Genomic DNA, 14144 nt, shown 5'->3' with positions numbered 1-14144 from the left:
AAAAATGAACGATGCCGAGGAATACAGAGAACCCATACTGGTATTAGGGAGCAATAAACTGGCATACAGCCTGGTCATCAGTTTGCGGAATGCAGGGCACCCGGTCATGCTGAGTACCAGAAAAGCAAGGGATGCCTGGAAATACATCGGTTTCCACAAAGGCGACCTGCGGCAGTGGGAGGCGGGACAGTTTGGCAATTTTAATGTCAAAGTGATTGAGAATTTCTCGTTCCATCCAACGATCAGGCTGGCCATTGTGATCGCTGAGGAAAACCTGACGGTGAAGAAAAACATTATCAAGATCCTGGAATCACGGCTTTCTCCTGATACATTGATTGCTGTCAATTCGGAAGCAATTCCTTTGGAGCTCCTTCAAAAGGATGCAGCTGCAGCGAAACGAATTTTGGTCGCAAACTGGGTAGAACCGGTGGATACGACGTTTTTTCTTGAAATAATTGCCAACCGGGATACGGACGAGGCCCTTGTAAAACATTTTGAAGGTCTCGGCAGGAAGTACTGGGGCAAGGATCCCTATGTGATTGGCGGGGAAACGGGAATCCGTATGAAACTAATGGCTGCTTTGATCAGAGAGGCATTTTATCTGGTAAAAAACGGCTATGCTACCATTGCTGATGTGGATCGTGCCTGCCGCAACGATGCCGGATACTACCTTCCGTTTGCCGGTAATCTGCGCTATATGGACCTCATGGGAACCAACGCCTATGGTATGGTCATGAAGGACCTGAACCCGGAGCTGGCCACCGACAAGCTGCCGCCGGATTTCTTTTTTTCCATGATGCAAAGAGGGGAAACAGGCATGACGGGCGGTAAGGGATTTTACAGCTACCAAGCCGGGGAAAGTGAAAATTGGGAAATACTTTTGAAAAAATTCAGCGATCAGGTTCATGAGCTCATCGGAGAATATCCATTTAACTACAAAAAAGAAACGGCTGATATTTGATGCGCACCTGGACCTTTCCATGAACGCCATCGAATGGAACCGTGACCTTACCCGGCCGTTGGATGAAATCCGGCAACGGGAAATGAACATGTCGGATAAGAACGATCGCGGAAAAGGGACGGTATGCCTGCCCGAACTGCGAAAAGGAAGGGTAGGGTTGGTGGTAGCTACGCAGCTTGCCAGGCATACTCCTTACGGCAGCTCTCTGAGCGGATGGAATTCACCCCAGCAGGCCTGGGCCATGACGCAGGCGCAGCTGGCCTGGTACCGGGAGATGGAGGCGCTGGCCGAGATGGCGCAGATCACCGATTTGCAGCAACTTGAAACCCACCTGGCCCTTTGGAACGACGAAACCATCCCGGATGAAACCAAGCCGGTCGGGTATATACTGAGCCTGGAAGGGGCGGATTCGCTGGTCAATATTTCTTACCTCCACCGCGCCTATGAATATGGTTTGAGGGCAGTGGGACTTTCCCATTTCGGGCCGGGCAGATATGCGCCGGGAACGAAAACCCAGGGGCCGGTTACACCTCTTGGCTTTGAGCTGATGAAGGAAATGGGCAAGTTGAACATGATCCTCGATGTAACACATCTGACAGATGAAGGTTTTGATCAGGCGCTGGATTATTATGAAGGGGCGATCTGGGCAAGTCATCATAACGTCCGTAAAATAGTCCCGAACCAGCGCCAGCTTACCGACGGACAGATCAAACGGCTGATAGAACGGGGCGCGGTCATCGGCGGTATGCTCGACTGCTGGGCCATGGATATCCGGTTTATAGATATGGTCTCCGATCCGTGGCAGCTGGACATTAAACTTGAAAACCTGGTCGATCACTGGGACCATATATGCCAGATCGCCGGAAACAGTCAGCACATTGCCATAGGCAGTGACCTGGACGGTATTTTTGGCACCGAACAGTCTCCGTGGGACATGAACTCTGTTGCCGATCTTCAGAAGTTTGAATCTATACTTACCCGACGCGGCTACACGGACGCAGATATCGATAATATTTTCAGCAAAAACTGGATTAGGTTTTTAAGGAGGGTTTGGAAGTAGGAGGGAAGGGAGAAGGGAGTAAAGGGAGGAAGGGAGTAAAGGCAGAAGGGAGGAAATGAAGAAGGGAGGAAGGGCGAGGTTGCGACAAAAAGAAAAAATATTCATAAAAAGCTAATAGCCAATCGCTAACAGCCAACAGCTGAAAGCCAACAGCCAAAAAACCATGTCAACACCACCATTTTGCGCCGGGGCGGCACAGGTTAAAACCACGCCGCCGCTGGGAACCAGAATCAACGGCGATTTTGTGACACATTACGCCAATTTTATCCATGACGATTTGTATGCCAAGGCTTTGGTGCTGCAAAACGGAGAAGTCACTGTGGCGATGGTGGTGGTGGATATTTGCATTATGCCCAAGGATTTTCTGGACCAGACGAAAGTTGAAATTGAAAAGGTTACAGGTATTCCTTTTGCCCATATACTGATTTCCAGTACACATACCCACGCCGCAGGCTCTGTGGCGGACGTTCACCTGGGCAGTACGGATCCCGCCTACGCAAAAAAGCTTCCCGGACTGATCGTGTCGGCTGTGCAGCAGGCGATCGCTAAAATGCGGCCGGCTACAATAGGCTTCGGCTCGGTAGCTGCGCCGGAGCACCTTCTTTGCCGCAGATACGAAATGGCGGAAGGATATACACCTTTTAATCCCGTTACCGGAGAGCCGGACCAGATCAAAACCAATCCTTTCGGGGTAGAAGATTTTATTGTCAAAGGTATTGCGCCCACAGATCCGGAATTGGGTTACCTGGCAGTTAAAGATATGGACGGTCAATGGATCGGTCTGCTGGCCAATTACTCTCTCCACTACGTAGGCGACTGGGAAAACGGCACCATATCTGCCGATTATTTCGGTGTATTTGCGGCTCAGCTTACGGAAAAAATTCAGGCACCAGCCGGTTTTGTATGCATGATGAGTAATGGTACCAGCGGCGACGTCAATATCTGGGATTTTAAGGACAGCGAACGTTACCCGAAAGCCCATTTTGAAAAAAGTAAAGTCATTGGTACCGACCTGGCCGACAAGGTTTTTCAGGATCTGCCGGGAATTTCCTGGCAGGAGAATCCCCAGCTTTCCGTACTGTACCATGAAACGGAAATCGATGTAGTGAAACCTTCTCCCCAACAATTGCTTTCTGCCAGGCAGATCGTTTCAGCGGCTCATTATGAAGATATCGTGATCGATCAGGACGGGTTGCGGCAGATCTATGCCCGGGAGCAGTTGCTCCTGGACGAGTTTCCCGACAAAGGGATCTGTCCGGTGCAGGCGATCAGGATCGGCCATGGGGTGATAGGTGCGCTGGCCGGAGAGTTTTTTTCGGAAACCGGCTTATACCTTAAAGAAAATATAACACAAGGCCCATATTTCACCATCACAATGGCCAACGGCAACGTAGGTTATGTGCCTCCCGCGGCAGAAATCGCCAAAGGAGGGTATGAAACCTGGCGCTGCCGATACAGTTGCCTGGTGCCCGGAGCGGAGAAAGCCATCAGAGAAAAATTGCTGTCGCTCGTACAGCAGTTAACTGTGGATATGTAAGGTTTTCCGGTAATCGCTGGGCGTCATATCCTTTAATTTTTTGAACTGACGGTTGAAATTGGCCAAATTATTGAAGCCGCATTCATAGGCGACTTCCACCACATTGCGGTCATTTTGCGAGAGGAGCTTGCAGGCGTGCCCGATGCGCACAGTGGTCAGGTACTCCACGAATGTGACGCGGAATTGCTCCTTGAAGAAGTTGCAGAACGCAGTAACGCCCATATTCCCCACTGCCGCTATCTCCGAGAGGCTGATTTCCTTGTCGAAATTTTCCATGATATAGCCAGTGATCCGCTTGAAGCGCTCCGACGAATCGTAATAGAAATTCTGGACGAAGCGCGGGCTGGCCAGCAGCTCATACTCCGTTGTAACCGACATGATATCAAAAATAAGAAAGAGGGAAGACAGCCGTTGCAAACCGTTCATGTCGGGCATCTGCCTGATGAGCGTATTGATCTTTTCCCTGGTTTCACCTCTCAGCGCCATGCCGCGCTCAGCCAGTTTCAGTACCTTTTTGAAATTCTCGATCTCCGGAATATTCATAAAATCCTCCCCCAGAAAATCGTTGGTAAAATGGAGTACCAGTGCATCGGCTTTGTCCGGGGCCTGTCGCTGAAGATAAACCGGGTCGTTGACCCACACGTGAGGTAAAAGAGAGCCGATAAATACCAGGTCTTCTTCGTCAAAATACCCGATATGGTCCCCGACCATTCTTCTCCCAGTGCTCTTGTTTACGAGCACAAACTCATAATGTGCATGGTAATGCCAGGGCGCAGGGAAAAAATCGCCTGTCTCCCGAAAAACGATAAATGACTTGTCAACGTCCTGAGGTAGGTGAAATTCAACAGCTTTCATGGGTAAAGAAATTTGGCTGGCCACACTTACCATTTTGGCCTGCACAATTTTATACGATTTTATTGGGAACGCTTCATGCTTTTACAGAAAAAGTAGCGGTAACGTTATCGGAGTCACCAAACGGTAACTATACACGGGCCCCGTCTTTTCGGGTAATTTAAAAAAATATTCTGTCGGTTACATATTTTGTACACGCTATGATAGTATCAGGATTACGAACAATAGTACAAGAAATTGGCAGAGGTGAAATATAATTTTGTGAAATGAAGAATAGTTGAAACAATCTTGGTGCTAATTCGGGAATTTGTAAATGAATGATGGTAAATAAGTGTAATTGTAAAATATAGTCTATTCCTGATATGTCCCTCCTGAAGTACCTGAACCTGCACATCGCCTTTTTGTTGACTGCCTCCGTTGCGTCTGTTTTCGCGCAACCGGAAAAACCGCTCCAGACTGCCGAAAAGGCTCTTACCTACGAAGTGGTGCGGGCAAAGCAGCCCGTGAAAATTGACGCCGACTGGAACAAGGCCGTCTGGAAAAAAACCAGATCGATTTCCATTGAAAAATACATGGGCGCTATTCCTCCTTTCAAGCCCACGGTTGAGGCAAAAATGATGTATGATGATGCCAATGTCTATGTGATTTTCAGGGTGAAAGACAAGCATGTGCGGAGCCTTGTTCAGGAGTACAACGGCAATGTTTCCGGAGATGCCTGCGTCGAGTTTTTCTTCTCGCCCGATTCCGCCCTTCCCGAAAGGTATTTTAACCTGGAAGTGAACGCAGGGGGCACGCCGCTCATTTTTTATGTTACAAAACCCTGGACCGGCTTTCAGAAGCTGGAAGCCGAAGATATCAGACAGATCGAAATTGCCCATTCGCTTCCTGCCAGAGTAGACCCGGAGATTTCCGGACACGTTACCTGGACGATCGAGTACCGGGTTCCGTTATCCATGCTTAAAAAATTCTCTAATGTAACAGATCCGAAACCGGGCGTTACCTGGAAAGCCAATTTTTACAAAACCGCAAGCCAGAGCACTAACCCGCACTGGATCACCTGGTCTTATGTAGACAATCCTAAACCCAACTTTCATTTACCGCAGTTTTTCGGTACACTCATTTTTAAGTAAAAAGAATGAAAATCAATATTTCAGGTAGTACGGTAATTAAGCTCTTATCTCTAACATTTTTGATTGTGGAAACTGCATCTGATAATCAGGCCCAGCCCGCCGGGGATCTTTACAAATCCTCCGTTTTTACCCCTGCCCATAGTTTCACTTCCGGCGCGGAAGGCCCTGCCGTGGACAAGGACGGCGTTTTGTATGCGGTGAATTTTGAAAAACAGGGCACGATCGGCCAGGTCACGCCCGAAGGAAAAGGCAGCATCTTCATAGAACTTCCCGGCGGGAGCGTCGGCAATGGGATCAGGTTCCACAGCGGAGGCAAAATGTTCATCGCCGACTACACCAACCACAATATACTGCAGGTTGATATGGTCTCGAAACAGATCAGCGTATTTGCACACGAACCAAAAATGAACCAGCCCAATGATATCGCTATTGACGACAGCGACCGTATATATGCCAGCGACCCCAACTGGGGCAACGGTACAGGCAACATCTGGCGCATTGATACCGACGGTAAAGTAACCCTGCTCGAAGCGAACACCGGCACCACAAACGGCATAGAAGTTAGTCCTGACAATAAGACATTGTATGTAAATGAAACGGTGCAGCGCAAAGTCTGGGCTTATGACCTGGGCAAGGATGGGAGCATCAGCAACAAACGGCTGCTGATCGAATTTCCGGATTTCGGGATGGACGGAATGCGCTGTGATACAAAGGGAAATCTCTATATCACCCGCCACGGAAAAGGTACCGTCGCCAAAGTTTCACCGGCTGGAAAAGTGCTGCTGGAAATACCGGTCGGCGGGAAAATGCCAAGCAATCTCGCCTTCGGTGGTAAAGACGGCCGCACGGTTTACGTCACTTTACAGGACCATGGCAATGTCGAAAAATTCAGGGTGGAAGACGCGGGCCGTGAATGGAAAATGCTCAAAAAATGAACAGGGACCAGTTTTACAAAGCCGCGCTTGTTATTTCCCTCATCTCTATGGTTGTGACTCTGGTCATGATTGTCATGGGAAATATTTCGTCTGGCGGGCCGTTTTTGATCACTTTTCTGGTGGCATTATCCATTGCTTTCAGGGGCATTCCGCTTTTGAAGGGCCTGGCTTTTACAATATTTATACTGGGCGTTTCCGCGACGGCCCTTTATTATCCCGGCCTTTTTATCCGTGTCAATGATTTTGAACTGGCATTGCTGATCACTCCGCTCATTCAGCTGATCATGTTCGGTACCGGGTCCTCAATGGGTCTCAAAGACTTTATAGAGCTTTCTAAATCACCGAAATCGGTGATTGTCGGTGTACTTGCGCAATTCATTATCATGCCTTTACTGGGTTTTCTGCTTGCCCGAGCCACCGATTTTTCTCCGGAAATATCGGCCGGTATTATCCTGCTGGGCTGTGCGCCGACATCGGTGACGGCGAGCTTGTTTGCTTATCTTGCCAAAGCCAATGTTGCCCTCGCGATTACTGTTACCTCCCTCACTACATTACTTGCCCCGTTGCTCATCCCTTTGCTGATGAAGCTTTTTGCAGGCGGTTTTATTGAAATTGATGTTTTGGGTATGATGTGGGGAATGATCAAAATCGTGCTGCTGCCTATTGCTGCGGGGCTTTTGTTTAATAAAATGCTGAGCGGACGGGCCAAATGGCTGGACGCAGGTATGCCTTACGTGTCTATGTTCGGCGTAGCGCTGATTGTGGCGATCATCATGGCCGCCGGCCGCGACAGCATCCTGAACATCGGATTTATGCTGCTCATGGTCGTGCTGTTGCATAACGTGCTCGGCTATTTCTTTGGTTATTGGGCAGCGCGCTTGTGCAGGCTCAACGAACGTGACTCCCGGACGATAGCCATTGCCACGGGTATGCAGAATGCCGGGCTTGTTTCGGGGATTGCAAAAGTGATGGGCAAAATTGCCACAGTTGGGCTGGCTTCCGCGATCTGCGGGCCGATTATGGGCCTCACGGCTTCCGTTCTGGCGTCCTACTGGAGTGGACTGGAATCGAAGCAGGCTGCCAAAAATGCATCGGATGTCTGATTTTACTTCAACGAAACCTATTTAACCAGAATCAAAAACAATTGTAATGTCAAAAAGAATAGCGCTGCTGGGTATTTATCATGAGTCGAATACGTTCGCCGAAAGTCTGACGACGATGATTGATTTTCAGAAAGGACATTCGCTTGCGGGCCAGGATATCAGAAAGGAATACCAGGATGCACACCATGAAGTGGGAGGGATGATAGAGGTCATCGACCAGGCAGGAATGGAACTGGTTCCCGTGGTTTTCTCAGAAGCCACGCCGGGCGGTACCGTGTCAGCGGAAACTTATGAGACCTTATTGAACGCGATGCTGGCCAAGCTGGAAGAAGTTTTGCCGGTAGACGGTGTCCTGGTGGTTCCGCACGGTGCTGGTGTCAGCGAGAATTTCCGGGATATGGACGGGCACTGGATCAGCCTGATCCGCGAAAGGCTGGGGCCGGACGTGCCGATTGCCGGCTCTCTGGACCTCCACGCCAATGTCAGCAAGCTCATGACAGATTCGGCAGATGCATTCGTGTCCTATAAAAAGAACCCGCACATCGACCAGCGGCAGACCGGAAGAGCCGTCGCCGATATCCTTGTCAAAATGGTTGAAAAAAAGGCGAAGCCAAAGCAAATCCTTGTGCAGGTACCGCTCGCAATCAGCATTGAACAGCAGTTTACGAGTGATGAGCCCTGTAAAAGCCTCTATTCCCTGGCGGACGAACTGAGTAAAACGGAAGATATTTTGTCAGTCAGCATACTGCTTGGTTTTCCCTATGCCGACGTGGCCGAGATGGGAACTTCGCTGGTGGTAGTATCTGACAATAACCCGGATGCCGCCTGGCAGGTAGGTAAGCAGCTGGAAACCTATATCCTGGACAATCGCGAGAGTTTTGTAGGAACCAAAAATGACATTCCCGCGACGATTCAAATGGTTGCTGAAAAAGAAAAACCCGTTTTGCTGCTTGATATGGGCGATAATATTGGCGGAGGCAGTCCCGGGAACAACATCTGCCTGCTGGAAGGACTGGAAGCCGATGGCACTTACAAATATTTTGTCTGCCTGTATGATCCTGCCGCAGTTGAGCGGGCATCGGGCTATCAGCCGGGCGATTCGTTCATTTTGTCGATGAAAGGAACGGTCAAAGATGGTCTGAAAGACATTGAACTTCCGGTTACGCTGTTGCGGCTGTCGGACGGAAATTTCAAAGAAGACAATCCGAGGCACGGCGGGCAGGTCAATTATTATATGGGTAAAACTGCTGTGGTAAGCAGGCCGAACGGCAGCGTGATCATGCTCACTTCCCTGCGGGTACCGCCTTTCAGCCTGGGCCAGCTTACTTCCTGCGACATTGATCCCAGGTCATTTGATGTCATCGTGGCCAAAGGAGTGGTTGCACCGATCGCTGCCTATGCGCCGGTTTGTCCGTCTATTATCCAGGTCAATACCCCCGGCGTGACCCAGGCTGATATGACGATGTTTGACCATAAAAACCGTCGCAAACCGCTGTTTCCGTTTGAAAATCCCTGATAATGAATTTAATTCCAAAAAAAACATCAAAAATATTTTAAATAAAAAAACATGAAAAAGCTTATCCTAAACCCGTTGATCATGTTGCTTTTGCTTGCGCAATCGGTGAGCGCGCAAGTAAAAAGCAACGACCCTGAGGCTCGTTTGAAACAAATGGGGATCACATTGAAAACACCCGGAAAACCCACCGCCAACTTCCTGCTCGCTGTGCGCGTAGGTAACCTGGTTTACCTCTCAGGGCATGGGCCGGTGAAAGAGGATGGAGAATATATGAAAGGTAAAGTGGGTGATCAGATCAATTTTGAGCAGGCCCAGGAGGCAGCCCGCCTGACCGGAATTTCACTTTTGTCTGCTTTGAAGGCCGAGATCGGCGATCTGAACAAAGTGAAGCGGATCGTGAAAGTACTGGGTATGGTCAACGCTGTTCCTACTTTCGACCGTCACTCCCAGGTGATCAATGGCTTTTCCGATTTGATGGTGCAGGTTTTTGGGGAAAATGGCAAGCACGCCCGCTCTGCAATTGGTCTGGGTTCGCTGCCGATGGGCATCCCTGTTGAAATTGAAATGATTGTGGAACTGAAAGAATAGGAGATCACATGATGAAAATTAAAACTATTCCTACCCTTAAAAATATCGTTTTCTCGGCCTTTGCAACCGCATGGGTGCTTGGAAATATCGACAATGCGAATGCCCAGGTCGCCAAAAATAACCTCCGGCCTGCCTCTTTGGGGAAGCTCGGTATGGTGGCTTCGGCCAATCCACTCGCCAGCCTGGCCGGGCAAAAGATCCTGATCAAAGGCGGCAATGCCATCGATGCGATCGTGGCAACAGCGGCTTCCCTCAATGCCGTGGAGCCTTACATGTCCGGAACTGCCGGTGTAGGGTATATGCTTTTTTATTCTGCCAAAGACCAAAAAGTAAGGTCGCTGGTATTCGGCGGCTGGGTACCGAAGAATTTTGATGCCAAAGCGATGAAATCCGATGCCAAGCTGGCCGACGGGGCCGGTCACGGAGGTATGGAGACGATCGGGCCGCGGACGCCGGCAGTGCCGGGAAACCTGGCAGGCTGGAACCGGGCACTCAAAGACTACGGTACAATGTCGCTTTCGGAGGTTTTTGAAAGTACCATCGACTACCTGGAAAACGGTGTGCCTGTCACTGAGTTTGATCAGGCCATGTGGGAAGGCACGCTCGACCGCGTTTCGCCCCATCCTGAATCGGCTGCCATATTCCTGAAAGAGGACAAATCGACTTACAAGATCGGGGACTTTTTTACCAATAAACCGCTGGCCAAAACCATGCGGCGGATTGCCAAAGAAGGAATCGATGTTTTTTACAAAGGGGAAATTGCCCGGGAAATGGCCGCGGCTTTCAAACGTGACGGCGGGTTTATCAGTGTGGAAGACCTGGCTTCGGTACCGGACAAAGTACAATGGGTTGAACCGATTTCTGTCAAATACCGCGACTATACCGTTTATAATAACCCGCCTCCGGGCATGGGCATCCAGCAGCTGCAGGTACTGAAGATCATGGAAGGTTTTGACCTGAAGAAAATGGGGCACAACAGTGTCGATTACCTGGCGCACCTCATGGAGGCTATTTACCTCAGCCGGATCGATACGGACAAGTACATCGGCGATCCGAAGTTTGTAAACGTGCCGGTAACGATGCTTTTGTCGGACAGTTACATCGCTTCTCAAAGGGCAAAAGTAGTGGCGAATATCAAGGAGCGGAGAACGAATATGAAAAAGCAGTCGCTGCTGGAAAAAGTGCCCGGAGCTTTCGAGAGTGCCGTTCCGGATCAATATAAATATGCTACTACCAGCCTCTCGGCAACCGACCGGTGGGGAAATGCAGTGGTGATCATCCAAACGCATGGCGGCGGCTTCGGATCGGGATATGTGGCCGGAAAAACAGGGGTGGTTTTCAACAGCGCCCTCGACTGGATGACATTGATACCCGGACAGGCCAATACTGTGGAGCCTGGCAAGGCTGTGGGCTGGTGTATCGGAGGCATGATGCAGTTTCATAAAAACGGTAAACCGGAGCTGATCGTTGGTTCGCCCGGCAGTTTCGGGATATTGCAGTCGGTACCGCAGGTGGCGATGAACGTGGTGGATTTTGGCATGAACATACAGGATGCGATCAGTGCGCCGAGGTTCCGCTGGAAAGATGAGCTCGGCTCGGTGCCCGCCAAAGAACTCATTATCGAAACAAGGATTCCCGAAAAGACACTGCAGGAACTGAGGGATATGGGTTATGTACTCGATACCAGCCTCGGCGAATGGTCAATGACCGTCGGCGGTGCCCAGGGTATCACCATTGACCATAAAACCGGCTGGATCATGGGCGGCGCCGATCCAAGACGAAACGGCTATTCCATAGGCTGGTAACTAAACCCAATCACCATCATGAAAAACGAAGAAAATAACCCAAGACGACAGTTTATCAAAAAATCTGCCGGTGCCGCTGCAAGCCTTTCCATGTTTTCAGGACTTTTCCCGAACGGTTTTATCAACCTGACCGGCCCTGAGAATGACTTGTCGCGAACCGAAAAAAATCCATTAGCCTTGAAACGAATCGCGCTCATTGCCAATACTTACCGCAACAGCGCGCACGCGGATGTGATTGCCACCAAGCTGTTTGTAGGTATCCCCACCGACGACGGCATGGTAGCTCCGCAGGTCCAGATCGTATCGGTATGGATCGACCAGATCGGCGCGAACGACACCGGGGTCAGGATTGCCAAAATGAACAATGCGACACTATACCCGACGATCGCGGAAGCATTGACAATGGGCGGCGACAAGCTGGCTGTCGATGCGGTGATTTACATCGGTGAGCACGGGGATTATCCCAACAGCCGCCTGGGTGTGAAAATGTACCCGCGCATGAATTACCTCGAACAGATTTTCAGGGTATTTGATGCTTCAAATAAATCGGTACCCCTTTTTTCCGATAAACATTTAGCATACTCCTGGCTGGACAGCAAATGGGTATACGACCGCGCCCAGGAACTGCAGGTGCCGATGATGGCCGGGTCGTCGCTTCCTTATTGCTGGCGCGACCCGATGCTCGTGCATCCGATTGGTACCAAGATCACCGAAGCCGTGGCCATAGGATATGCGTCCCTGGATGCTTACGGTTTCCACGTACTGGAAATTCTTCAGTGCATGGTGGAACGCAGGGCAGGAGGAGAAACCGGCGTGGCCAGTGTGCAGGGGCTCACCGGACCTGCGGTCTGGAAAGCGATTGATGACGGGAAGATTTCAAAAGAACTCGTCGATGCTGCATGTAATTCTATCAAGATCAGGGCTGCCGGGAACATGCGCGAAATCGTTAAAGATCCGAAAGCTGTAATTGTTCGATATAACGACGGCCTGAAAGGTGCGATACTGATGCTGGATGAGCTGGTCAATACGGGCTGGGCGTATGCCGCAAAAGCAGGCGGGAAAACAGTCGCTACCGAATTTGTGCTGGACAACAGCATGAGCTACTCGCATTTTAGCTACCTTACCCTAAACATCCAGAAATTCCTCGTTTCCGGCAAACCGCAGGGGCCTGTGGAAAGAACATTGCTCACGAGCGGCATCATTGATATGGGCATAAGGTCGGTGGTAGACGGTGGAAAAGAACGGAAAACACCGTTTTTGAATGTAAAATATTCGCCAGCCGCCGGTATTGAACCGATCCTGCCGTCGAGTCCGCGCCCCACCGGGCAGAGCATCGGGCCCTGGCCGCCCAAAGGATATGAATTTATCATTCCTGATAAATTTAAAAAACAATAAAACCTTAAATGTCAACTATATGCGTCGCAGGGATTTATTAAAAGGTTTGTCGGTACTCCCGGTCTCGGGCGGGGTTACCGGTCAGGTATTTGCCGCAAACACTGCCATGGCGGCTCCGAAACGCGACCTCTTTAAAGAACTGGGGCTCCGGACTTTTATCAATGCTGCCGGGGTTTATACTTCTATGACAGCCTCACTGATGCCGCAGGAAGTGCTGGACGCTATCAATACAGGAGCAGAAGAGTATGTGATGCTGGACGACGTGCAGGATAAGGTGGGCGAAAAGATCGCGGCAATCTGTCATTCGGAAGCCGCGATGGTAACAGCAGGCTGCTGGTCCGCACTGGTGCTGGGTATGGCAGGCGTTTTGACGGGCATGGATAATAAAAAAGTAATGCAGCTGCCTTTTCTGGAAGGTACCGGCATGAAATCGGAAGTGATCGTCCAGAAGACCCACGCCAACGGATACCACCTGGCACTGACCAATGCGGGGGTTAAGATCATCGTAGTGGAGACGCGGGAAGAAGTTGAAAAAGCGATCAATGAAAAAACAGCACTGATGTGGTTTCTGAACCGGGAAGCACCGGAAGGTAAAATACAGCATCAGGAGTGGCTGTACATTGCAAAAAAGCATAACCTGCCCACCATGATCGACATCGCTGCCGACGTTCCGCCGGTGGAGAACCTCTGGAAATACAATGATATGGGTTTCGACCTGGTTTGCATTTCAGGAGGAAAAGCCATGCGCGGACCTCAGAGTGCGGGTATTTTAATGGGTAAAAAAGACCTGATCGCGGCAGCCCGGCTGAGCGCGCCGCCGCGCAGCGGGATAGGACGCGGCCAAAAGGTGAACAAGGAAGAAATTCTGGGCATGTATGTCGCCCTCGAAAAATATGTGAAGCATGACCACGCCAGGGAGTGGAAAATGTGGGAACAGAAAATCGCGCTGATCGATAATGCCATCAAAGGTATTGCGGGCGTAAAGACGGAAATTGTCCTGCCGCCCGTCGCCAATCATACGCCTTCACTGAGCATATCCTGGGACGACAAAAAAGTTAAACTCACCAGGGACGCCCTCGGAGAAAAGCTCCGCAAAGGTAACCCGTCCATTGAAGTAATAGCCTGGGAAACGGAAAACAACATCAGACTTACTGTTTTTATGCTGAAACCCGGGCAGGAAAAAATCGTGGCACAGCGTATCAAAGAAGAACTGACGCAGGCTTCAGCCTGAAATTTCTGACTTGAAACCAAAGATTTTAATA

At 50.2% G+C, this 14144-nt stretch carries 12 protein-coding genes; 11 read left to right on the top strand and 1 reads right to left on the bottom strand.

Annotated elements, in window-relative coordinates:
- Positions 1–4: 4 nt before the first annotated feature.
- From FBF61_RS07865 to FBF61_RS07855, 3 genes are all read left to right on the top strand, one after another.
- Positions 5–961: a 3-hydroxyacyl-CoA dehydrogenase family protein gene (locus tag FBF61_RS07865; protein WP_229214955.1), complete on the top strand. Its 957-nt coding sequence runs from the start codon at positions 5–7 to the stop codon at positions 959–961.
- A complete protein-coding gene (locus FBF61_RS07860; RefSeq protein WP_138476653.1) occupies positions 906–2021 on the top strand; it encodes a dipeptidase in 1116 nt (371 codons plus the stop codon). The genes FBF61_RS07865 and FBF61_RS07860 overlap by 56 nt, the downstream gene beginning before the upstream one ends.
- A gap of 163 nt (positions 2022–2184) precedes the next feature.
- The gene (locus FBF61_RS07855; RefSeq protein ID WP_138476652.1) at positions 2185–3558 is read left to right on the top strand and encodes a hypothetical protein; all 1374 of its coding nucleotides are present in this window, start codon (positions 2185–2187) and stop codon (positions 3556–3558) included.
- On the opposite strand, the gene FBF61_RS07850 is transcribed toward FBF61_RS07855, so the two are convergent.
- Positions 3541–4413, bottom strand: a complete 873-nt coding sequence (locus FBF61_RS07850; protein WP_138476651.1) for an AraC family transcriptional regulator — start codon at positions 4411–4413, stop codon at positions 3541–3543. The two genes, FBF61_RS07855 and FBF61_RS07850, sit on opposite strands and share 18 nt — an antisense overlap.
- Positions 4414–4772: 359 nt before the next feature.
- Here FBF61_RS07850 and FBF61_RS07845 point away from each other — a divergent pair, with 359 nt between their 5' ends.
- From FBF61_RS07845 to FBF61_RS07810, 8 genes are all read left to right on the top strand, one after another.
- Entirely contained in the window at positions 4773–5540 is a 768-nt protein-coding gene (locus FBF61_RS07845) for a carbohydrate-binding family 9-like protein (RefSeq protein ID WP_138476650.1), read from the top strand.
- 65 nt (positions 5541–5605) lie between these two features.
- On the top strand, positions 5606–6475 hold the full coding sequence (locus FBF61_RS07840) for an SMP-30/gluconolactonase/LRE family protein (protein ID WP_229214954.1): 870 nt from the start codon (positions 5606–5608) through the stop codon (positions 6473–6475).
- Positions 6472–7578, top strand: a complete 1107-nt coding sequence (locus FBF61_RS07835; protein ID WP_229214953.1) for a bile acid:sodium symporter family protein — start codon at positions 6472–6474, stop codon at positions 7576–7578. Before FBF61_RS07840 ends, FBF61_RS07835 begins: the two co-directional genes overlap by 4 nt.
- A gap of 46 nt (positions 7579–7624) precedes the next feature.
- Entirely contained in the window at positions 7625–9094 is a 1470-nt protein-coding gene (locus FBF61_RS07830; protein WP_138476648.1) for a M81 family metallopeptidase, read from the top strand.
- A 51-nt stretch (positions 9095–9145) separates the two neighbouring features.
- Positions 9146–9682, top strand: coding sequence for a RidA family protein (locus FBF61_RS07825; RefSeq protein ID WP_138476647.1), 537 nt, complete (start codon positions 9146–9148; stop codon positions 9680–9682).
- A gap of 8 nt (positions 9683–9690) precedes the next feature.
- Entirely contained in the window at positions 9691–11487 is a 1797-nt protein-coding gene (gene ggt, locus FBF61_RS07820) for a gamma-glutamyltransferase (RefSeq protein WP_229214952.1), read from the top strand.
- Between the two features lie 18 nt (positions 11488–11505).
- On the top strand, positions 11506–12882 hold the full coding sequence (locus FBF61_RS07815) for a hypothetical protein (protein WP_138476646.1): 1377 nt from the start codon (positions 11506–11508) through the stop codon (positions 12880–12882).
- A 19-nt stretch (positions 12883–12901) separates the two neighbouring features.
- A complete protein-coding gene (locus tag FBF61_RS07810; protein ID WP_138476645.1) occupies positions 12902–14113 on the top strand; it encodes an aminotransferase class V-fold PLP-dependent enzyme in 1212 nt (403 codons plus the stop codon).
- Positions 14114–14144 lie beyond the last annotated feature (31 nt).

It is taken from the genome of Dyadobacter bucti, from assembly GCF_005869225.1.
GTDB classification, from domain to species: domain Bacteria; phylum Bacteroidota; class Bacteroidia; order Cytophagales; family Spirosomataceae; genus Dyadobacter; species Dyadobacter bucti.
Note: the sequence above shows the minus strand (reverse complement) of the source record. Positions and strands in the feature narration are given on the sequence as shown.